At 43.0% G+C, this 24,226-nt stretch carries 18 protein-coding genes; 13 read left to right on the top strand and 5 right to left on the bottom strand.

Annotated features, from left to right (window positions below; genetic code table 11):
• The first annotated feature begins 95 nt into the window (after positions 1–95).
• The 9 genes from H7T92_RS05865 to H7T92_RS05825 all read left to right on the top strand — a co-directional run bounded on the left by H7T92_RS05865 (position 96) and on the right by H7T92_RS05825 (position 10,242).
• Positions 96–674: an HD domain-containing protein gene (locus H7T92_RS05865; protein WP_195189593.1), complete on the top strand. Its 579-nt coding sequence runs from the start codon at positions 96–98 to the stop codon at positions 672–674.
• Between the two features lie 136 nt (positions 675–810).
• Positions 811–1,659 (top strand): HAD family hydrolase, encoded by an 849-nt coding sequence (locus H7T92_RS05860; protein WP_049523127.1) that lies wholly within the window; start codon positions 811–813, stop codon positions 1,657–1,659.
• Positions 1,660–2,292, top strand: coding sequence for an SGNH/GDSL hydrolase family protein (locus H7T92_RS05855; RefSeq protein ID WP_049483048.1), 633 nt, complete (start codon positions 1,660–1,662; stop codon positions 2,290–2,292). It abuts the gene before it with no gap.
• A gap of 419 nt (positions 2,293–2,711) precedes the next feature.
• Complete coding sequence (locus tag H7T92_RS05850; protein WP_049506522.1) at positions 2,712–3,107, top strand: CopY/TcrY family copper transport repressor; 396 nt, start codon at positions 2,712–2,714, stop codon at positions 3,105–3,107.
• Positions 3,108–3,125: 18 nt separating this feature from the next.
• Positions 3,126–3,497 (top strand): cupredoxin domain-containing protein, encoded by a 372-nt coding sequence (locus H7T92_RS05845; protein WP_024056338.1) that lies wholly within the window; start codon positions 3,126–3,128, stop codon positions 3,495–3,497.
• A gap of 10 nt (positions 3,498–3,507) precedes the next feature.
• Positions 3,508–5,730 carry a heavy metal translocating P-type ATPase gene (locus tag H7T92_RS05840; protein ID WP_260314288.1) on the top strand — a complete coding sequence of 741 codons (2,223 nt, stop codon included), beginning with the start codon at positions 3,508–3,510 and terminating at the stop codon, positions 5,728–5,730.
• 632 nt (positions 5,731–6,362) lie between these two features.
• Entirely contained in the window at positions 6,363–8,138 is a 1,776-nt protein-coding gene (spxB, locus tag H7T92_RS05835) for a pyruvate oxidase (protein WP_201037312.1), read from the top strand.
• 108 nt (positions 8,139–8,246) lie between these two features.
• Positions 8,247–8,594 (top strand): VOC family protein, encoded by a 348-nt coding sequence (locus H7T92_RS05830; RefSeq protein WP_003005063.1) that lies wholly within the window; start codon positions 8,247–8,249, stop codon positions 8,592–8,594.
• A 208-nt stretch (positions 8,595–8,802) separates the two neighbouring features.
• Positions 8,803–10,242, top strand: coding sequence for a 6-phospho-beta-glucosidase (locus H7T92_RS05825; RefSeq protein WP_003005649.1), 1,440 nt, complete (start codon positions 8,803–8,805; stop codon positions 10,240–10,242).
• A gap of 114 nt (positions 10,243–10,356) precedes the next feature.
• Here the strand turns inward: H7T92_RS05825 and H7T92_RS05820 are convergent, their stop codons facing one another.
• On the bottom strand, positions 10,357–10,890 hold the full coding sequence (locus H7T92_RS05820) for a hypothetical protein (RefSeq protein WP_155124642.1): 534 nt from the start codon (positions 10,888–10,890) through the stop codon (positions 10,357–10,359).
• 203 nt (positions 10,891–11,093) lie between these two features.
• Here H7T92_RS05820 and H7T92_RS05815 point away from each other — a divergent pair, with 203 nt between their 5' ends.
• On the top strand, positions 11,094–11,783 hold the full coding sequence (locus H7T92_RS05815; protein WP_037615952.1) for a response regulator transcription factor: 690 nt from the start codon (positions 11,094–11,096) through the stop codon (positions 11,781–11,783).
• On the top strand, positions 11,783–12,670 hold the full coding sequence (locus H7T92_RS05810) for a sensor histidine kinase (RefSeq protein ID WP_201037311.1): 888 nt from the start codon (positions 11,783–11,785) through the stop codon (positions 12,668–12,670). Before H7T92_RS05815 ends, H7T92_RS05810 begins: the two co-directional genes overlap by 1 nt.
• Before the next feature lie 20 nt (positions 12,671–12,690).
• Here the strand turns inward: H7T92_RS05810 and H7T92_RS05805 are convergent, their stop codons facing one another.
• The 4 genes from H7T92_RS05805 to pabB all read right to left on the bottom strand — a co-directional run bounded on the left by H7T92_RS05805 (position 12,691) and on the right by pabB (position 17,165).
• Entirely contained in the window at positions 12,691–13,443 is a 753-nt protein-coding gene (locus tag H7T92_RS05805; RefSeq protein WP_201037310.1) for an ABC transporter permease, read from the bottom strand.
• A 54-nt stretch (positions 13,444–13,497) separates the two neighbouring features.
• Complete coding sequence (locus H7T92_RS05800; RefSeq protein WP_061593469.1) at positions 13,498–14,406, bottom strand: ABC transporter ATP-binding protein; 909 nt, start codon at positions 14,404–14,406, stop codon at positions 13,498–13,500.
• A 381-nt stretch (positions 14,407–14,787) separates the two neighbouring features.
• Complete coding sequence (locus tag H7T92_RS05795; RefSeq protein ID WP_201037309.1) at positions 14,788–15,438, bottom strand: alpha/beta fold hydrolase; 651 nt, start codon at positions 15,436–15,438, stop codon at positions 14,788–14,790.
• Entirely contained in the window at positions 15,438–17,165 is a 1,728-nt protein-coding gene (gene pabB / locus H7T92_RS05790) for an aminodeoxychorismate synthase component I (protein ID WP_201037308.1), read from the bottom strand. The genes H7T92_RS05795 and pabB overlap by 1 nt, the downstream gene beginning before the upstream one ends.
• A 118-nt stretch (positions 17,166–17,283) precedes the next feature.
• Between pabB and H7T92_RS05785 the strand changes: the two genes are divergently transcribed.
• Both H7T92_RS05785 and H7T92_RS05780 read left to right on the top strand, forming a co-directional pair.
• Positions 17,284–18,339 carry an acyltransferase family protein gene (locus H7T92_RS05785; protein WP_049471874.1) on the top strand — a complete coding sequence of 352 codons (1,056 nt, stop codon included), beginning with the start codon at positions 17,284–17,286 and terminating at the stop codon, positions 18,337–18,339.
• 302 nt (positions 18,340–18,641) lie between these two features.
• The gene (locus H7T92_RS05780; RefSeq protein ID WP_201037307.1) at positions 18,642–24,041 is read left to right on the top strand and encodes a Cna B-type domain-containing protein; all 5,400 of its coding nucleotides are present in this window, start codon (positions 18,642–18,644) and stop codon (positions 24,039–24,041) included.
• The last annotated feature ends 185 nt before the right edge of the window (positions 24,042–24,226 follow it).

Here is a 24,226-nt window from a genome sequence, read left to right as displayed (position 1 = left end):
GGGAGTTTTATTTGTGCAAATACGGGAATTCATTTATGGAAAACCTGATTTTTGGTATGATAGTCGTAATTTCGAATAGGGAGGTTGGAGTCGCCATGAGTGATTTGAATCAAACAGTTGAATTTATTAAAGAAATCGAGAAATTAAAGTCGGTAACAAGGTTTAATAGAACCCTTGATGGACGGTCTGAAAATAGTGCCGAGCATTCTTGGCAGGGTGCGATAGCTGCGATGGTTCTGCAAGATTATTATCCTGAAAAATTGAATATGGAAAAGGTCATGTTTCTGTTACTGATTCATGATTTAGGTGAGATTTATGCCGGAGATACTTGGGTGTTTGATGATGAAAAAAAGCTTCATGCTCATGATAGAGAGTTAGCATCTATAGAAAAAACAATGAGCCTCCTTCCAGAAGCAACATATGTGAATATGAAAAATTCGTGGTTGGAGTTTGAAAAAGGCCAGAGTCCTGAGGCAAGATATGCAAGAGTGATTGACGCATTGGTACCACTGATCAATCACTTGGAAGTATCAGAAGTCAATTATAATCCTGATCATATCCGTTCAGAGATGGTATTAGAAAAGAAAAAATTTATAAAAAGTGAATCGGAAGAATTATGGAAACTGACGGAAGAGTTGGTTCAGGAAAGTGTAGAAAAGGGATTATATTTATGATATCACTTGGTCTTTAGTAGCAACTTTCAGACTAAAAGTAAACCACCTGTTTTCACGGGTGGTTTTGACTTGCTTGATCTGTGGTATAATGGGAACAGATAGTTTGCACCCTATGAAAGGGAAAAGGTTAGATTGTATGATTAAGTTGATTGCAACAGATATGGATGGAACCTTATTAGATGAGCGAGGAGAGGTAGATCTTCCGCGCCTGGAAAGGCTATTGGACCACTTGGATCAAAAAGGGATTCGCTTTGTCATTGCGACGGGAAATGAAATCCATCGCATGCGCCAGCTCTTGGGTCCTTTGGTCAAACGGGTGACTCTAGTCGTAGCCAACGGAGCTCGGATTTTTGAGGATGACCAGATGATTCTAGGAAAATTCTGGGATCGAGAACTAGTAGAGGCGGTTCTTGCTTATTTTAAGGGGCGGGAAATTTCAGACCAGCTGGTTGTGTCAGCTGTCAATGGTGGCTTTGTCAAGGAAGGAACGGTCTTTACAGAAGTTGAGAAATTCATGCAGCCAGAAGTGATTGAAGCCTTGTACAAGCGGATGAAGTTTGTTCCGGAATTGACAGCAGATCTATTTGATCAGGTGCTTAAAATGAGCTTGGTGGTAGGCTTGGATCGTCTTGATCAAGTGAGCCAGGAAGTCCAACAAGCTTTTGGAGATCAGCTGATGGCGGTTTCGAGCGGTTTTGGCAGCATGGATCTCTTACAAGCTGGCATTCACAAGGCTTGGGGACTGGCTCAATTAATGGAGATGTGGCAGCTTAACGCCAGCCAGGTCATGGCCTTTGGTGATAGTGGAAACGACATCGAAATGCTTGAAATGGCAGGTCACTCCTATGCTGTAGCCAATGCAGAAGAAGCTGTCAAAGCTGTTGCCAAACACCTAGCACCGAGCCATCAAGAAGGTGGTGTCTACCAGGTGATCGAAGAGTATCTAGGATTGACCCCCTGGGAACAAGTGAAGGGAGAGAAATAGATGGCGGTACAACTGTTAGAAGACTGGCTCTTAAAGGAGCAGGAGAAAATCATAACAACCTATCGGGAACTCAATCAAGCCCCTCTGAAGGAGCCTGGTTTGATCTTTATCGGAGACTCCATCGTAGAGTATTTTCCCATTCATGAACTATTACAAAGTCCCAAGCACATGGTCAATCGAGGAGTGCGAGGCTATAAGACGGATCTCCTTCGTGAGCATCTAGACGCCCATGTCTTTGGAACGGCGGTGGATCAGATCTTTCTCTTGATCGGGACCAATGATATCGGAAAAGAAATTCCTCAAAAGGAAACCCTAGACAATGTAGAAGCGGTCTTACAAGCAATTATGCGAGATTTTCCGCTGACCCACATCAACCTGATCTCGGTTTTACCGGTGAGTCAAGAAGAGCGCTACAAACAAAAGGTCTATGTGCGGACCAATGAAAAAATTCAGTCCCTCAACCAGGCCTATCGCGAATTGGCTCAGGCCTACCACCAGGTCAGCTATGTCGATGTGTATTCGTCTTTATTGGATGAAAAGGGGCAGTTGGCAGAAGCCTATACGACAGATGGCCTCCATTTAAGTGTGGCTGGTTACCGAGTTCTAGCCCAAGCTCTGCAGGAGACATTATAGAGACAAAATAGGGAGCGAAAAAGCCCAACTAGACAAATCTTCAAAGAAAAATTTCAGATTGAAGATAAAGTCTTCTTAAAAACTTTCCTTAGGTGAGTACGGACGTCAGCGAACTTCTTTGAAGTTCCATGACTTAGTTTTGGACCTAAGGTTCCAAAACTCCCGAGTGCTAGAAACAATAGTGTTTCTAGCACTTTTCTCACGGCGGAAAGTTTCAGGAAATATTTGAATGGTTCTTATAATTGAAATCAATTCTATTTCTTTTTAGATTTCTTTAGATGATTTTTTGTAAAAACAGATTGTCTACCTTCCTCTATTTCCAAGAGGAAATTTTTTTGTCTTTTTGGTTGACAAATGTAAATCTTAGGAGTAGAATAGCATCATAAGATTTACAAATGTAGATTTAGAAAGGAGAAGCCATGCAAATTTCCAATGCGGAATGGCGCATCATGAAAATTATCTGGATGGAAGGCAAGCAGACCAGCAGGGATTTGATCGCCGTCTTGTCCGAGCGCTTTGACTGGTCGAAGTCGACCATCAAGACCCTCTTGACGCGCTTGGTTGAAAAGGGCTGTCTGACCAGAGAAAAATCTGGCAAAGCCTTTGTCTACTCGGCTTTGTTGAAGCAGGACCAGAGTTTAGACTTGGTGGTTGAGGAGGTGAAAGACAAGGTTTGCTCAAAAAGAATTGTCCAGGTGCTTGAAAACTTGATTCAGGAGAGTGACTTTACGCTTGCAGATCTTAATCAGCTGCAGCAGGTCCTGGAAGAAAAGAAAGCAGAGGCTGTCGAAACAGTCCCTTGCAATTGTATGTAATAGAAAGAAGGAAATTCCATGTTTGGATTGTTAATTAGTATTGTTTGTTTACTTTTGGTTGCTTTTATTGCTTGGTGGTTCTTTGCAGAGCATGAAAAGGTAAGCGGCCACGCTCGTCAGAAATCAGGTTATCAAGAAATTGAAGTCGAAGTCATGGGGGGCTATTCGCCTGAAACCATTGTCCTGAAAAAAAATGTTCCAGCCCGGATCATCTTTAATCGCAAGGATCCATCTTCATGTCTGGCTCAAGTGATCTTTCCAGATTTTGGCGTTCATGAAGATTTGCCTTTAGGTGAAAAACATGTCATTGAAATTACGCCAGAAAAAGCGGGCGAATATGGGTATTCATGTGGAATGAACATGATGCATGGTCAAATGATTGTGGAATAAAGGAGTAGGTATGGTAGAAAAACAAAAAGCAGTTGTGGAAAACGGAGTGCAAAAGATCCGTATTACAGCAGAAAAGGGCTATAGTCCCAAAGAATTTCAACTTCAAAAAGGGATCCCTGCTGAAATCACCTTCCATCGGGTCAATCCTTCCGGCTGTTACAAGGAAATTTTGTTTGAAGATCAGGGGATTTTAGAGCCTTTGGAAGTCGGTGTGGATAAGGTGATATCCTTTACCCCGACAGAAACAGGGGACTTCGAGTTTTCATGTGGAATGAAGATGCAAAAGGGTTCCTACACGGTTGTGGAAAAACGCCGTCGTGTCTTAGGTTTACTGGGTCGCTTTTGGATTACTAGTATCTTTACTCTTCCTTTATTGATCTTGATGATCGGGATGATGGCAGGATTTGTATCCCATCAAGTCAGTCGCTGGGGGACTTTTCTAGCGACAACGCCGATTATGCTAGTGGCAGGAGTTCCTTTTATCAAGAGTGCCTGGGCCTCATTTAAGAAGCACCATTCCAATATGGATACCTTGGTAGCTCTTGGAACCCTGGTAGCCTATGTCTATAGTGTATTTGCCCTTTTTACTGGTCAGCCAGTATACTTTGAGGCTGCGGGTTTTATCATCTTCTTTATCCTCTTAGGGCAAATCTTTGAGGAACGGATGCGTAACAATGCCTCCGAGGCTGTGGAAAAGTTGTTGGATTTGCAGGCAAAAACGGCTCAAGTTCTTCGTGATGGGAACTATGTCGAGGTGGCGGCGGAAGATATCCACATTGGTGATTTGATTCGGGTCCGTCCTGGGGAAAAGATCGCGGTTGATGGGACGATTGTAGAAGGAAGTACGACCATTGATGAGTCGATGGTGACAGGTGAAAGTTTGCCTGTGGAAAAATCAGTTGGTGATGCAGTCATTGGCTCCACTATCAACAGCAATGGGACCATTCTCTTTAAGGCTGAAAAAGTCGGTAGTGAGACCCTCTTATCTCAAATTGTGGACTTTGTCAAAATGGCCCAATCCAGTCGTGCTCCTATTCAAGATTTGACGGATAAGATTTCAGGTATCTTTGTTCCAGTGGTGACGATTTTGGCCATTGCGACTTTCTGGGTTTGGTCCGTGCTTCTGGGCGCGTCGCTCCAAGAGGCCATGCTCTATGCAGTCTCTGTCCTCATTATTGCCTGTCCTTGTGCCCTTGGTTTGGCGACGCCAACAGCCCTTATGGTCGGAACTGGTCGTAGTGCCAAGATGGGGGTTCTGATTAAAAATGGAACAGTTCTTCAAGAAGTGCAAAAGATTCAAACCGTTGTGTTTGATAAGACAGGGACTATTACCATTGGCCAACCACTTGTAACCGATGTTGTAGGAGATGAAGCGCGTGTCTTGACACTGGCTGCTAGTCTTGAAACTTTTTCAGAACATCCACTAGCCCAAGCGGTGTTATCCCAAGCAGAAGAAAAAGGTTTGGTGTTATCCCCTGTGGAAAACTTCCAAGCGATTGAAGGAAAAGGGGTCCAAGGTCAGATCGACCAGCAGTTGGTGACCTTGGGAAATGGCAAACTTCATGACGGGACAGCGATGGATCCGGAGCTTGAAAAACGGATGGTAGAGTTGCAAGAGCAGGCCAAAACAGTGATCAGTTTGTCTGTGGATGGGCAAGTGATTGGCTTGATTGCCATTCAAGATGCTCCGAAGGCCAGCTCAAAAGAAGCGATCAAAAAGCTCAAAGAACGGGGCTTGAAAACGGTCATGTTAACGGGGGATAATGAACGGGTGGCCCAAGCTATTGCTAAGCAAGTGGGAATTGACACCGTCATTGCTGATGTCCTTCCTCAAGAAAAAGCTAGCGCCATCCAAAAACTGCAAGAAACTAGCAAGGTCGCCTTTGTTGGAGATGGGATCAATGATGCTCCAGCTCTCTCGATCGCGGATGTGGGGATCGCTATGGGATCTGGAACGGATATTGCGATCGAGTCCGGTGGCATCGTGCTCACGCAAAATGATTTGCTTGGCGTTGTGCGCGCCTTTGACATGAGTCAAAAGACCTTCCGCAGGATCTTACTCAATCTCTTCTGGGCCTCTATCTACAATATCCTTGGGATTCCAATTGCTGCTGGAGTCTTTGTAGGACTGGGATTGACCCTCAATCCAGAACTAGCAGGTCTTGCCATGGCCCTTAGTTCTTTGTCTGTTTTGACCAGCTCGCTGCTCCTCAATGTCGCAAAGATTGATTAATGAAAATAAGAAGTGATACAGTATGCAGTAGCGATTAGAACGTAGTCAAACTTTTTTAAGTAATATAAGTTAAGTGATTCAACGAATAAAGTAAAATAAGTTCCAATTTTTAGATTGAATCAAGAAAATACAGAAAACTTTCCGCCGTGAGAAAAGTGCTTGAAACATTATCATTTCAAGCACTCGGTAGTTTTGAGACCTTAGGCTCAAAACTAAGTCATGGAACTTCGAAGAAGTTCGCTGACGTCCGTACTCACCTAAGGAAAGTTTTTTTAAAAATACTTTGCCATCAATTTGAGTACTACAGCATGCTGTAGTACTTTTTTATCATTCCTTACAGCTCTAAGGGAAAATAGAGGGTAAGAAAATATAGTATAATACCCTATTGTAGGATAGTTTGTGAAAATTTCTCAAAAAGAGCATCTGTTATGGAATAGGGATTGAGCATCTCTGAGCAGATCCTTATACATGTGAATCTCTTTGTGATAAATTAATACTGTAATCGTTTTGTAAATCGTTTTCATGAGAAAAGTCAGAAAAAACTCATTTTCAAGGCGAGATGATCGCAAAGATGAAGTAGAAGCGCTATGCTGCATTTTAAGGGATCAAAATAGAATTAAAGGAGAGTTAGAATGACTCAAGGGAAAATTACTGCATCTGCAGCAATGCTTAATGTATTGAAAACATGGGGCGTAGATACGATCTACGGTATCCCATCTGGAACACTTAGCTCACTTATGGACGCTTTGGCTGAAGACAAAGATATCCGTTTCTTGCAAGTTCGTCACGAAGAAACTGGTGCTCTTGCAGCGGTTATGCAAGCTAAATTTGGTGGCTCTATCGGGGTTGCAGTTGGTTCAGGTGGACCTGGTGCGACTCACTTGATCAACGGTGTTTACGATGCAGCTATGGATAACACTCCATTCCTTGCCATTCTTGGATCACGTCCAAACAACGAGCTGAACTTGGATGCCTTCCAAGAATTGAACCAAAACCCAATGTACAACGGTATCGCTGTTTACAACAAACGTGTAGCTTACGCAGAACAATTACCAAAAGTAATCGACGAAGCTTGCCGTGCTGCCGTTTCTAAAAAAGGTCCAGCCGTTGTTGAAATTCCAGTAAACTTTGGTTTCCAAGAAATCGACGAAAACTCTTACTACGGATCAGGTTCTTATGAACGTCACTTTATCGCTCCTGCCTTGAACGAAGTGGAAATCGATAAAGCAGTTGAAATTTTGAACAATGCTGAACGCCCAGTGATCTACGCTGGTTTCGGTGGAGTTGGTGCGGGTGATGTGATCACTGAATTGTCTCGTAAAATTAAAGCACCAATCATTACAACTGGTAAAAACTTCGAGGCCTTCGAATGGAACTACGAAGGTTTGACAGGTTCTGCATACCGTGTTGGTTGGAAACCAGCCAACGAAGTGGTCTTTGAAGCAGACACTGTTCTTTTCCTTGGTTCAAACTTCCCATTTGCTGAAGTTTACGAAGCATTCAAGAACACTGAAAAATTCATCCAAGTGGATATTGACCCTTACAAACTTGGTAAACGTCACGCCCTTGACGCTTCAATCCTTGGTGACGCAGGTCAAGCAGCGAAAGCAATCCTTGACAAAGTGAACCCAGTTGAGTCTACTCCATGGTGGCGTGCAAACGTTAAGAACAACCAAAACTGGCGTGATTACATGAACAAACTCGAAGGTAAAACTGAGGGTGAATTGCAATTGTATCAAGTTTACAATGCTATTAACAAATACGCTGACGAAGATGCTATCTACTCAATCGACGTCGGTGACACTACTCAAACATCTACTCGTCACCTTCACATGACACCTAAGAACATGTGGCGTACATCTCCACTCTTTGCGACAATGGGTATCGCCCTTCCTGGTGGTATCGCTGCTAAGAAAGACAATCCAGATCGCCAAGTATGGAACATCATGGGTGACGGTGCATTCAACATGTGCTACCCAGACGTTATCACAAACGTTCAATACGATCTTCCAGTTATCAACGTTGTCTTCTCAAATGGTAAATATGCCTTCATCAAGGACAAATACGAAGACACAAACAAACACTTGTTTGGTTGTGACTTCCCTAATGCTGACTATGCGAAAATCGCTGAAGCTCAAGGTGCTGTAGGATTTACAGTTGACCGTATCGAAGACATCGATGCAGTCGTTGCAGAAGCTGTTAAATTGAACAAAGAAGGTAAAACTGTTGTGATCGATGCTCGCATCACTCAACACCGTCCACTTCCAGTAGAAGTTCTTGAGTTGGATCCAAAACAACACTCAGAAGAAGCCATCAAAGCCTTCAAGGAAAAATACGAAGCTGAAGAGCTTGTACCATTCCGCCTCTTCTTGGAAGAAGAAGGATTGCAATCACGCGCAATTAAATAATTCCTCTCGCCGAAAATCAAAAGTAAACAGTGTAGATTTTATGCATTGATTTTCTTAGAGGGAAACTTAAAAGATCGGAGCAATCCGGTCTTTTTATGGAGATAGTAAATGAATTTAAATCAAATAGATATCATCGTTTCAAATGTTCCCCAAGTCTGTGCTGACTTGGAGCATATCTTGGATAAAAAGGCAGATTATGCTGATGATAGTTTTGCTCAGTTCACGATTGGCAGTCATTGTCTAATGTTATCCCAAAATCATTTGATTCCTTTGGAAGATTTTCAGTCAGGAATCATTCTTCATATCGAGGTTGAGGATCTAAATCAGAACTACCAACGGTTGAAAGATCTTGGTATCCAGGTTTTAAACGGACCAGCTGTAACAGATTGGGGAACAGAAAGTCTGCTAGTTGAAGGCCCTGCCGGTCTAGTCATTGATTTTTATCGTATGAAATAGGAGGCGTGGTCATTTAACGTCAACCTTAGCTATTCTTAAAACAGAATATGAGAATATGAACTATTAAAAGATCGGAGTCATCCGATCTTTTTGTGTTGCATGAAAGCGATAGTTACCTTAGAATAGGTTCGGTTTTTCCTAGGATCTTGTAAGACTTTTGGGTTAGAGAGGGGTATAATAGAACTATCCAATCAAGTGAGGTAAAGTGATGACCGACAAACTTCAATTTCCAGATGGTTTCCTTTGGGGTGGTGCGACGGCTGCTAACCAGTGTGAGGGAGCTTATAATAAAGATGGCCGTGGCTTGGCCAATGTGGATGTGGTACCGATTGGGCCTGATCGTCATGCGATTATTACGGGTCAGAAAAAGATGTTTGACTTTGAAGAGGGCTATTTTTACCCGGCTAAAGATGGCATTGATATGTACCATCGCTACAAGGAAGACATTGCCCTCTTTGGGGAAATGGGCTTTAAAACCTATCGCTTGTCCATTGCCTGGTCTCGGATCTTCCCAAAAGGGGATGAACTGGAGCCGAATGAAGCGGGTCTACAGTTCTATGAAGACCTCTTTAAGGAGTGCCACAAGTATGGTATTGAACCCTTGGTGACCATTACCCACTTTGACTGCCCCATGCATTTGATTACAGAGTATGGAGGGTGGCGTAGTCGCAAGATGTTGGAATGTTATGAACGTCTCTGCCGAACCCTCTTCACTCGCTATAAGGGATTGGTCAACTACTGGCTGACCTTCAATGAAATCAATATGATCCTTCATGCGCCTTTTATGGGAGCGGGGCTCTGCTTTGAAGAAGGGGAGAATGAAGAGCAAGTCAAATACCAGGCAGCTCACCATGAGTTGGTTGCTTCAGCCATTGCCACCAAGCTAGCCCATGAGATTGATCCGAACAACAAGGTCGGCTGTATGTTGGCAGCAGGACCAAACTATCCTCATACCTGTGCTCCGCGAGATGTCTGGGCTGGTCTAGAAGAAGACCGCAAGAACTATTTCTTCATCGATGTGCAGGCGCGTGGGGAATACCCAAACTATGCTAAGAAAGAGTGGGAGCGTCAGGGAATCACGGTTGAGATGACCGAGCAGGACCTGCAATTATTGAAAGAGCATACGGTGGACTTTATTTCATTCTCCTATTATGCTAGTAGGGTCGCTTCAGGGGATCCAGCTGAAAGGGAGAAAACAGCGGGCAATATCTTTGCCTCTCTGAAGAACCCTTACCTAGAAAGCTCGGAATGGGGTTGGCAGATTGACCCTCTTGGTCTCCGCATTACCCTCAATACTATCTGGGATCGTTATCAAAAGCCCATGTTTATCGTGGAAAATGGATTAGGGGCAGTTGATACACCAAATGAAGCCGGGGAGATTGAGGATGATTACCGGATTGACTACCTGGCTGCCCATGTCAAGGCCATGCGAGATGCCATCCATGAAGACGGCGTCGTCCTCTGGGGCTATACGACTTGGGGCTGTATTGACCTGGTCTCTGCCGGGACTGGAGAAATGAAGAAGCGCTACGGCTTTATCTATGTCGATCGGGACAACGAAGGGAAAGGAACTTTAGCCCGCTCACGGAAGAAATCCTTCTATTGGTACAAAGAAGTCATTGCGACAAATGGAGCCTCTGTTGAATAAAAGTTTTCGGTACTTGCTGGCCGACTCTCTCCTATAAACTAAAAAGCTTAGAATCCCTACCACAAGCTGGGGTCCTAAGCTTTTTGTATGTAGCTAAGGCAAGTCCTTACTGATTTACTGGTCGTAGTCTAAGACATTGTTCTCGATGACAAACTTAGATTCAGCGGAAATGCTGGCTTCTCCTAGTTGCAACTGAGAACTTCCGTCTGGTTTCATGATGTGCCACTGACCGTCCTTGTGGGCAAAGATAGCCTGAAATGTGACGTTATCACTCTTGTTTCGAATAGGTAGAACAAATGCTTGATCAGTATTCTCTAAGAGAATCTCTTCTTTTTTTTCAAAGTTATAGATATAAAACTGCCCAGTTCTTTGTCCCAAACCATGAAGTTCATCGGCTTTTTGCCAATTCTCAAACTTATTCCGAACAAGGGATTCATTATAAATCTTGTTGAAGGTTTCGTTCCGTTTCTTCGTTTCTTCCTCGTCTAGTGTTTTCTGAAACTCTGCAACCTTATTAGTCGTTTGAATGGTTTGTCTGTTTTGCTCCCTGATTTGCTGGCGGTGGATAACTCGCATCATTCTTGCAGCAACGCCCAGGATGACGAGGATGGATACAAGGCTGATTTTAGTTTTGGCGTTATTTTTCATAGATGATTCTCCCTATTCTATCATTGGTCCTATTATACCCTTTGAAAGAAAGGATAGTCAAGTTCATCTTGTGATGACCTAACATGCAGATTTGCAGGGGTACTATAGGATTTTATCAGATTTTCATTGACGAAGGTCCCTTTATTTGATAGGCTAGAGGAATAGAAATGATTTGGAGTTCAAAGGAAAAAGGAGTGAGGCAAGTGGCACGGGTTTTATTAATCGAGGATAATAATGATATCCAAGAAATTTTATACAGTCTCTTAGGTGAAGAACATGAGGTCCTTCAGGCTTTTTCAGGTACAGAAGGGCTGCGGGTCTTCCAGCAAGAAGCCATTGATTTGGTCCTTCTCGATATCATGCTTCCTGGGAAAAATGGGGATCAGGTCCTGGAGGAGATCCGTTTGCAGGGTCAGGTGCCAGTCATCATGATGACCGCTCTTGGAGACAAACACCTCATTAGCCAGTATCTCCTTGCAGGTGCTAATGATTATATCGTCAAGCCCTTTAATCTGGACGAAGTGGCAGCTCGGGTAACGGTGCAGCTGAGAAATAACAACACTCCGGCACAGGAACCTCCATCATCGAAAAAGCTGACTTTTAAAAATCTGGTCCTGAACCCAGAAACCTTTGAACTGGAATCTGGAGAACAGACGCTTCGCTTGGGCAAAAAAGAATTTCAAATTTTTGAGACCTTACTGGCGCATCCAAAGAAGATTTTTACCAAGGAAGAGTTGTATGAAGCAGTCTGGGAAGAAGTTTATCTGCCTGGAGACAATACGCTCAATGCCCAGTTGAGCAACCTCCGAAAGAAAATTGCTCAGCTCGATCCAGATGAGGACTATATTGAAACCGTCTGGGGCTTGGGAGTTCGCTTGAAAGGAGACAAGTAATGTGGGGATTGGTTCTAGTTCTAGTCGTCCTTGTCCTTCTCTTGGGACTAGGTTACCTTCGCCTACTCTCTGCCCTCAAAGATTTGCAGGAGCAAATTCAAAAGAAGCTCCAAAATGGGAGTGGGGTACGGTTGACCTCTCAGGTCTCAAAAAAAGAATTGGTCGCCTTGACCAAGCAGGTCAGTGATCTGTTTGAACAGATCGAGCGGACCAATCGGATTGCCTTTCAAGAGAAGAAAACCTTGGATATGGCCATCAGTAATATTGCTCACGATATCCGGACGCCTTTGACCATTGCTTCGGGCTATACCCAACAAATCATCAAAGGAGGGACGCAAGAAGAGGAAAAGCTGAAGAAAATTGCTTCCAATCTTCAAGTTGTCTCAAAACGCTTGGAATCTCTCTTGGAGTACAGACGCTTGATGGAGGGAGCCATCCAGCCTCGGCTTTCAGACGTTAATCTCAGCCAAGTCCTAACCCAGCAGTTATTCCAGTATTATGATAGCTTGTCTGAGGCGGGGATTGCCTTAGAGGTAGAGTTAGAAGAACATCTTCATTATGCTACCGATCCTGAGCTTTGGGAGCGCCTCTTGCAAAATATGCTCAGCAATGTCCTCAAGCATGGGAAGGAGCAGGCACATTTGACCCTGATGTCGGACCCGGACACGATTCGGGTCGAGCTGCGCAATATTGTGCAACAACCGATTCAGCATTTAGACCAACTGGCTAGTCGATTCTACTCAGAAAATCTATCGGATACAGAAGAGTCTTCTGGCTTGGGTCTCTACATTATTCAAAATTTTGTAGAGATTTTAGGGGGCGACTTGCAACTGGCAACAGAGGCAGACTGGTTTATCTTGACCATTACATTAAAAAATAAGGCTTGACCAATCGTCAAGCCTTTTTGTTATAAATCTTTGTGTTTAAAGGTAGCGAGTCCTAGGAAGCCGAAAACAAGGATGAAGCCAAGAGCGATCGAGAGGGTGTTGTTTGTTGCTGTCGTACTTTGGACCATGGAATATTGGAATTCCAAGTTTAGATAGTGGAGAAGATCAATGTCTTTAAAGAAGAGCGCAGGAAGGCTTAAGAAGATATTTCCAATGAAGTAGCCAACGAAGGCCAAGGTGATGGATTGGCTAGCATAAAGAAGGAAGGAAATGATGCTGACCCAAGCCAAGGTGGAAAGGAACTGAATCAGCACGGTTAGACCAAAATGAGCAAGGAAGTGCTCTGGCATGGTACCCATTCCATTGTAGAGGGTCGCAATCAAGAAGACGAGACCATAAGAAACAAGAAATTGGAATAGAGCAATGGTCAGGACAACTGCACTTTTGGCAAAGTAGTAGCTGGTGCGCGAAACGCCGTAGGCCAGACTGTTCTTGTATAAGTTTTGTGTTAAGTCTGTTCCCAGGACCAAGGTGATGACAATAATGGTAAAGAGAATGGTCACACTGATGCTAGCGGAGTAGTTGGTCAAGGCTTTAAAGCCCGTCCAAACTTCTGTCGCTTGGGGTAATTTGGATTCCGTATTGACACCGACGTGACCGGTAGCACCAAAAATGACTCCAGACAGGATGTTGAGAACGAGAATGGCTTCTGTAATCCAAAAACCTTTGGAGCGAAAAAGTCTATAAAAATCTGCTTGAATGGTATGCAACATGATAAATCTCCTAAATGAAATATGTGGGATAAGTAATACAAGACGGTGGTTTGACTAGTCTACCAAGTCTGTAAAGAATTTCTCCAAATCTTGGCGGGCATAGTAGATTTCGTCCACATCAATATCTGCTTGAACGAGAGCTTTGACAATGACTTTAATATCGTGAGTTTGTCCGAAAATATGGATTTCTCCATCCTTATCGATGACTTTGATACGGTGATGGAGTTGATCTTGAATCAGTTGACTCGCAAGGGCTAGCTGGCTGGTCTTGAGGATGATGTAGTCTTCGCCTTGCTCCTCGAATTCGGCCTTGCTAATTTCTTTGATTAGGCGTCCTTGGTCTACAATGCCAAAACGATTGGCAACCAGATAGAGTTCAGAGAGGATGTGACTGGAAATGAGGATGGTCATGCCGAGTTCATCGTTGAGGCGCTTGATCATCTGACGGAATTCCTTGATTCCGACTGGGTCGAGACCATTGATGGGTTCATCTAGAATGAGGAAGTCGGGTTTGGCAATGAGCGCGATGGCAATTCCCAACCGTTGTTTCATCCCTAGTGAAAAATCACGGAATTTCTTCTTACCTGTATTATTCAGCCCAACATAGTTCAGGGTTTCTTTGATGACCTGGTCGGGATTCGGAATATGGCGTGCCTTGCAATAGTAGACTAAGTTTTGGTAGGCAGTCATATGCTTGTGAGCCACGGGGCTCTCAATGACAGATCCGACACGTTTCAGGGCTTGCGTCCACTGGGAGCGATTTGAAGAAGCAAAGAGGGAGACGCTTCCGTCCGTTTCTTGAATCAGTTGGGTGATGACCTTGATGAGGGTGGTTTTCCCAGCTCCATTCTTACCGATGAGGCCATAGACATCACCTTTGCGAATAGTCACATTCACATCATTAAGGGCGTATTGTTGACCAAATTTTTTACTCAAATGGGAAATTTCTAATACTTTTTCCATGGTTTTCTCCTTCGTCCAAATGACTAGTTGTTTTCTTTACACTCTTAGTATACAGCTTGCTTTTCAAATAACTATCAAGCAATTCTCAAATATTTCTAAAAAAACGACTAACCTTTTAAAAGTTAGTCGTTACTTGTAGTTTTAAGTTTTCTAGAGGCTTTCCTTAAGTGAGGATGGACGTCAGCGAACTTCAAAGAAGTTCCATGACTTAGTTTTGAACCTAAAGTTTCAAAACTCTCGAGTCCTTGAAATATCACTATTTCAAGGACTTTTCTCACGGCGGAAAGCCTCAAGGTATTCATGAGTAACTTTAGAAAATAAACATTTCTTTAAATTTCTTGATTTTTTAAGTTATGTAACATGAAAAATACTTTATCTACATTAAGAGGAACTGTTTTTTAAGCTAGCTTCTTCATTTTTAAATTCACCAACAAACTCCTTGATGGCTTGCGCGAGTTCATAGGGTTTCTCTGTATTGAGTAGATGGCCTCCGTCTGCGATTTCTTGATAGCGACCTTTGGGCAGGAGCTTGGCCAACTTCTTAGATGAAGACTGATTGGCCCAATCTTTGCTGCCACAAATCACCAAGCTAGGGAGAGAGCAAGCTTTAGCAGTATCGGTTAGATTGAGTCCTTTTAATTCGGTCAAGATTTGAAGCATCTGTTGTTTATTGGCATCTTGCTTTGCAAAGACATGCTTGGGAAGCAGACGAAAGAGGAGGATCTGGAGCCTGTAGAGGGGATTGGTGGTGAGTTTGTATTGTGTTCCTGCAAGGACCAATCCCTTGAGTTGTGGAAAGTCTTGGCTGGAGAGATCAAGTGCAAGGACACCACCTAGTGAGAGGCCTACCAGAATAAAGGGTTCACTCTCTTGCTGGAGGCGCTCCATCAGCCTTGCTTTGACCTCCTGATAGCTTTCTCTTGGATGAGAGAAAATATCAAAAGTTTTGGAGTGCATGGGTGAAAGGGCATATTGGACTCCTTGCCAAGAGAGGACATCCTGCCCTAGTCCATGTAAAAAAATCAGTTTCATTAGGAATCCTTTCTTTGAAAATCGAGTTCGTAGAGACCACGAAGAGCATTGCAGGCATAGACTCTGTCAGCAAGTTCTAAATCCTTCAGCGTCAAGAGTTTTTCTTCCACCTGCTGGGTCTCAAGAAGATGGCGCCGGTAGATGCCATCTAATAATGGGAGGTGAGCTGGTGGGGTATAGAGCTTGCCTTTGATTTCAAGGACAAGATTGCCAATGGTCGTTTCTAACAAACTGCCATCAGGCAGATAGAAGATCTGCTCGTGATGGTTAGCTGATAGATGATTTCTCTGGCTAGTCTTGAAATAGGTAAACGGAGTTGCTAGATCAAGCTTTTGTTCGGTCAATTGGGCCTGCAGATAGCTAGCTGGCAAGTCTGTTAGCTCGGTGATCGTCAGCTGGAAGCTTCCGTTTTTCTGCAAGGCAATGCGACAACGGTAGTCAAGGCTAGGATCTACACGAGCGAGTTGTTCTTGAAGCTCGTTCAGGAGTTTTGGCTCATTATAAGGATAGGCAAAGTAGCGACTAGCCTCTCTCAAACGGGTTAGGTGTTGCTCCAGGAAAGTCAACTCTCCTTGGTGGATGTGGCCAGTCGTTAGGAGCTCAAAGCGAGGCTCTTGCCGGTAAAGAACAGCCGATTTTTGCTTGGTTTCCTGGTATTCACTTTCCCACTTACTGTCCCAAGTTATGCCTCCTCCTACGCCATAGATGGCTTGATTTCCTTGCATTTGAAGGGTCCGGATGGCTACATTAAAAATCCGTTTCCCTTTTGGAAGAAGGATGCCGATCGTACCACAGTAGACACCTCGAGGAGCCTTCTCTGTCTTGTGGATGATTTCCATAGTGGAGATCTTCGGTGCTCCTGTAATCGAGCCACAAGGAAAGAGGGCTTGGAAGGTTTGGACCAGATCGACTTCGGGTCGCAGGCGACTTTCAATGGTAGAGGTCATCTGCCAAACGGTGGAGTACTGCTCGACTTGGCAGAGGCGGGTCACCTGCTCACTTCCAATTTCCGAAATCCGATTCATGTCATTGCGCAGGAGATCCACGATCATCATATTTTCTGCTCGATTTTTTGGATCGGCTTCTAGCCAAGCAGCTTCTTGAAGATCTGCTTGGTTAGTGAGACCACGGCCCGTCGTTCCCTTCATAGGGCGCGTGGTCAGTAGTCGGTCGTCTTGCTCAAAAAAGAGCTCAGGACTGATGGAGAGGATGGAGACATCATCGTGCTGGATGAAGGCATTGTAATGGGCCTTTTGCTCAACCACTAAGCGGTTGTAGATAGCCAAAGGGTCAGACTTTAGCTCTTGAGAAAGCTGGACGGTGTAGTTGACCTGGTAGGTATCTCCCTGGCGGATATGGTGATGGATGGTCTCGATGGCTTCTTGATAAGCAGGTGCCTCTACCTCTTCCTTCCAATTGGCTGGAAGATCCACAGCTTCATAGTGCTCTGGGAAAGGAAGGGTTTCGACCTCCTCGTGGATAGTAAAATAGAGGAGATACTCTCCCATAAGAGGTGCTGGATGGACAGCAAACTTCTTCTCAAAAGCAGGAGCAGCCTCATAGCTGACATAGCCAACCGCATAAAAGCCTTGCTCCTGGTATGCTTCGACTTCTCTAAGAAGAGCCTCTACCTGGTCGAGGTTTCTAGTTTTTAATTCCTTTATGGGCTTGGTGAAAAGGTGTCGCAATCCAAGCTCTTTAAAATCAATAATGGTTTGTTTATGCATGCTTTGAGTATATCAAAAATAGAGGAAAAAAGGTAGATAAGGATGTAAGATTCCTTGCTTGGCCTTCCCTTTCATGCTAAAATAACCATAGAAACTGCTTTGGGCAAGGAGTAGGACTATGCAAAAGAATCCCCTCTATAACACCTCTAGTATCAGCTTTTTTCAATACCTCTTTGCGATTGCAGTGATTTTGGTGCATAGTGGTCGCTTGACCTCTTATGAGCCACTGCATTTTGGTCTCAAGAGTATGCTTGGCCGGCTAGCAGTGCCATTTTTTATCGTCTGTGCCAGCTTTTTCCTCAAGCAATCACTAGGGAATTCTAAGAAAATGAAGACCTATCTGGCCAAAATCGTAAAAACCTATTTGTTTTGGAGTTTTGTTTACCTTCCTTATGCCTGGCTCTTTTTCTCTAGTCTCCATCTTCCTATCTATCTTTTTCCAGCAGGTGTTCTCATTGCACTGATCTATCTGGGGATGTGCTACCAACTCTGGTATATCCCAGCCTTTTTGCTGGGTTTGTTTTTGGTCAATCAATTGGTCAAACACCTAGGTATGGTTTGGACGGGGGTGATCACCTTTCTTCTTTACTGCTGGGGCTTGATCGAGACCTATTCGGCTTATCTGGACACCACAAGTCTTCTCAAAGGTTACCAGCTCTACAGCAATTTATTTTTTACAGCGCGAAATGGTCTCTTTTACACGCCCATTTTTATTTATATGGGTTATTATCTGTATGACCATTTTCATGCACAAACTTTTAGAATTCACCGTTGGCAAAAGCTAGCTCTTGCCTTTGGATTGCTCTGTCTAGAAGGGATCATTATTTTTCAACACGAAGGAATTGATAAGAACTTTTTCTTTCTTCTTCCTTTTGTGACCGTTTATTTTGTCAATGCCTGCCTGCGATCGTCCTTTTTGAAAAGCTATAATTTACAGTATTTAAAGCAAATGAGTATAGCTCTTTACTTTTCGCATCCGATCTTTATCGAGTGGGCTCGCTATGGCTTTAGCAGCCTCCCTCTCTCTTATCCAGACAGGGGCAAGCTGATTTTTGTGACTGCCTTGTTTGGTAGTCACCTTTTTGGACTAGCTATGCTGTGGGTACGAGAGAGAAGGGAAAAACAAAAGATTCCTTCAAATGGTGAAGAGTTAGATAAAATAATCAACCAATAGTAGGGTGTACAAAACTCAAGCAGATGTGTTTGAGTTTTTTTGTATGAAGAAAATCAAGGAAGAATAAGAATTGGCAGACTGCTCCTCCTTGTTTATAAATGTTTTATTTTCTTGCCCTTGGATAGAAGAAAGGGGAAATCAGTACCAGATAGTGATTTATAATATAGACATCATTGCAAATAATGTCTATATTATTGAATAGTGATGATTTAATTTGAAAAGCAAAGGATATTTTAAAAAATAAGTGATAAAATTAAAGGGAGGGCCTTTTGTAAGGCTAACAAAAGTAAAGGAGATAAGACATGAAAAAGCTTCGTTCATTATGGAAAGACTTTTTGAAAAAAGGTTTTGCCATTTTAACAATTTTCATGATGCTAGGCCAGCTTGGTCAAGGGGCGATCACAGCCTTTGCCAATGAGCTAGCAGTCGGGGATAATGGGGCCTTGGATGTTACCCTCTTGTATGGGGATAAACAGAACCATCCAGATGGGATGTCCTATTACACAGGGGATACCATGTCTGGTTATATCCAGATCACCCCTAAGAATTTGACAACGGATATTAATGAAGTAACGGTGACCTTGAAGGTTCCTGGAAAGTACTTACGAGAAGTTAGTTTCCCTGACTTCAATAGTGCTTCAGAGCATGACAAACCAACGGTTACAAAAGTTGGAGATGATTATCAAGTCACACTTCACTTTAACAATTACCAAAAGTCAGAGGTCCTGACTTTACCATTTATTGGAAAATTTAAAGTCGGTTATGCACCGACCAATTATTCATTGGATATTACGGGTACCTTGAATATCAATGGTCAAGAAGCAAAACTCAATGATATCATTTGGAAACCCAAGTACAATGACTATCGCTTAACCAAGTATATCAACCAAAACTTGAACGAAGCCATGTCCAAGGACTATGCGGAAGCCATGCCTGGTGTTGTCAAAGGGGCTGACGGAAAAAATTATATTGAAACCCCATCATCTGTTCCATTTGCATTTCAATTGGAGGGAATGCAAGGACAGTATGGGGGACAATATCGTCAATTAGAATCAGTAACGCTTACCGATAAGTTGCCAACCTATACAGATAAAAATGGCAATACCCGGACAGCAGTTTTAGATACAGCTAAGTCTGAAGGTTGGGTAGATAATGGAGATGGCACCGTTTCTAAGACGTTCAAGGCGGATGCAAACGACAATCCAGCAGCTTATCACCAAGAATTTATGACCAAAATCAAGAATACAAGTTACCTTTACTTGAAGTTTCCTGATTTAGTTTTGGAAAAGGACCAGACTCTCAAAGACGTCCTTAGTAAGGATTTGACAAACTCAGGAAGTATTGTGGGAATTCCTGCCAATCGTGGAGAGGGAGAACCGGATATTACAGCTGAAGATTCTCTTATTTTCCGCTTGACCTCTCGTGACCTGGAAGGGGCTGGAAGTTTTGCCAAAAAAGCAGATGGTGATGTCTATGATTCAACTGAATACAAGGCAGCAAACTATAAATGGATCATCGCTTTTGATAATAAAACTCCTTCGACACAAAAGAATTTTGTTTTCTATGATGAGACAGTGGACTCTCGGTTAAAATTCACCAAGATTGATTACGCTCGTCTTATGCAAGGAAATTACGGTATTGGTGAGTATATTAGCAAATATGTGAAACGCATCATCCTTACTTTAGAAGATGGTAGTCAAAAAGAAGTTCAGCCAGAAACCGATAAAGACGACAATGGTTTTATCGACTTAACCAAGTATGGAACCGTTGTCGGTTGGCGGATGGAAATGAAGGATGATTTTGTCCTAAAATCTGGTCAAGGAATTCGCCTCAATACCTATACAAGCTTCAAAGATCCAGAAAAGACTCGTTACGATGAAAATGATGCGACCAAGAATGAATTCAAGAATACAGGTCGTGTCACTTATCAAACACAATCAAATATTGCTAAAGACCAAACATCAGATTGGACCTTTAAGCTGATTCCTTTGAAGGAAAGCTTTGAGATTTCAAAAACGACGGATTACAATGATGTTCGTTATACTGATGGACAAAATATTCGTTTTGGTTTGATGGCAACCAAAGTAGTTTTAGATCCTGATAAGGATTATGGAGACCTGCGAATCATTGATTTGTATGATCCAAATACCCTTAAAGTCGACTATAAAGATTTTGAGAGAAACCTTGCCTCTAATGAAAAAGGTATGAAATTCTTAAAGAGCTACGATGTCATTGAAAACTACCACAATTCTGGACGGACAGCTCTCATCATGCATTTGGATCAAAAAGAGTTTATTAAAGCTTCTCTTAAAGATCTTAATCGCGTGCGTCTACCGTTTATCGTGGCTGATCTGAAAGGGAAAGACGATGGTGGGATCTTCACAAATAAAGTCTATGTCGCTGGAAACGGCATCCACGATCTTGAAAATGCCAACCCTGATCGGGTAACGGAAGACGTTTACGATCTGAATGGGAATGGTTCAACAACAGATAAGATTCCATATGCTCAATCAAACTATACAATTGTGGCTGCTGAGGGAATCTATGCACGGAAATACATTGCTAAAAATGATGACCTTTCAGATGCTTCTACGGTTACACGTACTTTCAAACCAGGTGAAACCTTTAACTATAAACTGACCATTAAAAATAACACTGACAAACCAGTAGAAGATGGAGTCATCTATGATATATTGCCAAAAGTCAAAGATGTCAACACTTTAGATGGATCTGGTCGAATGACAGAATATACGGTTAGTCTTCGTGGACCAGTAACTGCTCCAGAAGGATGGACGGTCTACTATACAACTGATACAAGCGTTACGACAGATACCATGGCACAGGCTGCTGACAAAGATATTTGGACGACAACTGTGGCTGATTACAGTCAGGTGACAGGTATCAAATTAGTCGCGAATCAGGGTGTATCTATTTCTGCGCGTGGTGAAGCCAGCTTTGGTGTCCCAGTTGTAAATCCAAGTGAATTGACAGATGAAGTCAAGGCTTTGATGAAAGAACGCACGAAAGATAATGAAGATAACGGCGGTCGTTCAGGTGTAGTCCAAGCCCATAACCAGTTTGGTTACAAGGCGAAAGGTCATGAAGGAAATCGTGAGTCTAATACCGTAACTGCACAAATCTTCTCGGCTGCTTTCCAAGTCAAGAAGGTGGACAAGGATGATCCTAAGAAAGTTCTTGAAGGTGCTGAATTTACCTTAACTGATGCAAATGGCGCGGTTGTTGCGACGGCAACTTCTGATAAAAAAGGGGAACTTTCCTTTAACACCTTAACAGAAGGAACCTATACGCTCAAAGAAACCAAAGCACCTGAAAACTACAAGTTGGATGAAACAGAACATGCTGTGGTTGTCACCTATGATGCGGACAAACAAATCTACCACGTCACGGTGGATGGAAAATCAGTCGGATCCAAAGCAGTCCCAGTTGAGATCGCTAATGAAGCAGATATCAAGTATCTCGATCTTGAAGCTTCAAAAGTTTGGGATGACCAAGACAACCAAGAAGGGCTTCGCCCAGCAAGTGTGGAATTCCAACTCTACAAGAATGGCAAAGCTCAAGGGAAACCAGTCACGGTTTCAGCCGCAACAGACTGGAAAGCTCACTTTACGAATCTTCCAGATAAAGACAGTGACGGCAAACTCAATACCTACACTGTTAAAGAAGTGAAAGTTCCGACTCATTATACGGTCGATACAGAAGAAGCCAGCTTCACAGATGGAAAAGCCACCATCACCAACAAGCGCACTCCTGAGACCACGACGGTAACAGTCAAGAAAGTCTGGGATGATGCACAAAACCAAGACGGTCTTCGCCCATCTACCATCAAAGTTCACCTCTTGGCAAATGGAACAGAGGTGCAAGCTCTTGATCTGACTGGTGAAGGAGATGAATGGACTCATACCTTCACAGACCTACCAGTCTATAAAGATGGTCAAAAAGTTGTCTACACAGTGACGGAAGACAAAGTGGACAATTACACTACTAAGATTGATGGAACTACGATTACCAATACTTACAAACCAGGTAAGACAAGCCTCACTGTTACGAAAAATTGGAAGGATGCCAATAACCAAGATGGCCTTCGTCCAAAAACAATCAAGGTTCAATTGTATGCTGGTGATCAAAAGGTTGGTAAGGCTGTTGAATTGTCAGCAGATAACAAATGGACCCATACCTTCTCAAACCTAGATGAGAAGAAAGCTGGCCAAGTTATCAACTATACAGTCAAGGAAATCGATGTTCCAGAAGGCTACACACAAGCTGTCGAAGCAACTAACCCAGGTCAAGTAGTCGTGACCAACACGCACGAACCAGAAAAGACCAAAGTAGAAGTGAGCAAGAAGTGGGAAGATGGAGACGACCAAGATGGTCTCCGTCCAGCAAGCATTCAAGTTCAATTATACAAAGATGGTCTTGCGACGGATCAAGTGGTAGAACTTTCAGCAGCGAATGACTGGAAAGGTGCATTTGAAAACCTTGATACCAAGGCAGCCGGAAAAGCAATTGCATATACAGTCAAAGAAGTAACTGTCCCAGATGGTTACAAAGTAACGGTAAATGATAAGGACAAGGCCAATGTTGTCTTGACCAATACGCATGAACCAGCTTTGACAGAGATGAAAGTCACGAAGAAATGGGAAGATGCCAACAACCAAGATGGTCTTCGTCCAAAATCCATTAAGGTTCAACTCTATGCTGGGGATGAAAAAGTAGGAGACCCAGTTGAATTGTCAGCGGACAATCAATGGACTCATACCTTTAGCAAATTAGCTGAAAAGAAAGCTGGCCAAGCGATCAGCTACCGTGTGGAAGAAGTCGCTGTTCCTGAAGGCTACCAAGTCACTGCTGATACCTCTGATGCTACTCACACGATCTTGACCAATACGCATACGCCAGCGGTGATCGATATTCCAGTGACTAAGATCTGGAATGACCAAGACAATCAAGATGGTCTTCGTCCAGCAAGTATCGTGGTGAATCTTCTTGCCAATGGTGAAAAAGTTGCTCAAAAAGAACTGACCAATGCGACAGATTGGAAAGAAAGCTTCACAGGTCTACCAAAATTCAAGGATGGAAAAGAAATCGTCTATACTCTTCAAGAAGAGAAGGTAGCTGAATATACGACTACAATTGATCAGGCTGCTTATACCATTACCAATACCCATGCACCTGGTAAGACAAGCGTCACGGTCACTAAGAAGTGGGATGATGAGAATGACAAGGATGGAATTCGTCCGAAGAGTATTCGAGTTCAACTCTATGCCAATGATCAAAAAGTCGGTCAAGAAGTAGAATTGTCAGCTGAAAACAAGTGGACCCATACCTTTGCAGATTTAGATGAAAAAGCAAATGGAAACACCATCACTTATACAGTGAGAGAAGTCAGTGTTCCAAAGGGCTATGAAGCTCGTAACGACGAGGATGGTAAAGGAAATGTTGTGATTACTAACAAGCATGTTCCAAAAGAAACTCCAAAACAACCAACTCCTCCAAGTTCATCTGAACCAAAGAAACCGGGTCAACCTGAACCTAAAAAACCAAGCCAACCAGAGCCGAAGAAACCAGGCAAGATCTTAGGATTCTTACCAAATACAGGTACGACCATCTCTATTATTAGCCTAGTTTTAGCCTTTGTCTTGGCAAGCATTGCAGCTTATATTTTGAAGAAAAAGAAAAAATAAGCTAGTGCTTCCTTTATAAAATGAAACAAACACCAGAGATGGTGTTTGTTTTTTTATAGTGGCCTCTTATAATTGTCTTGCGATCATTCTCATGGGCGCTTGCTCTATTTTTTAATTCCCGAACGTTTTCAAAAAAAATTCAGAAAATTCTTGACTTCTATGAAAATCGGAGTATGATTAGTTGT

The organism is Streptococcus parasanguinis, assembly GCF_016648855.1.
In the GTDB taxonomy this organism is placed as follows: Bacteria; Bacillota; Bacilli; order Lactobacillales; family Streptococcaceae; genus Streptococcus; species Streptococcus parasanguinis_L.
This window is presented reverse-complemented; position numbering and strand designations above follow the sequence as displayed.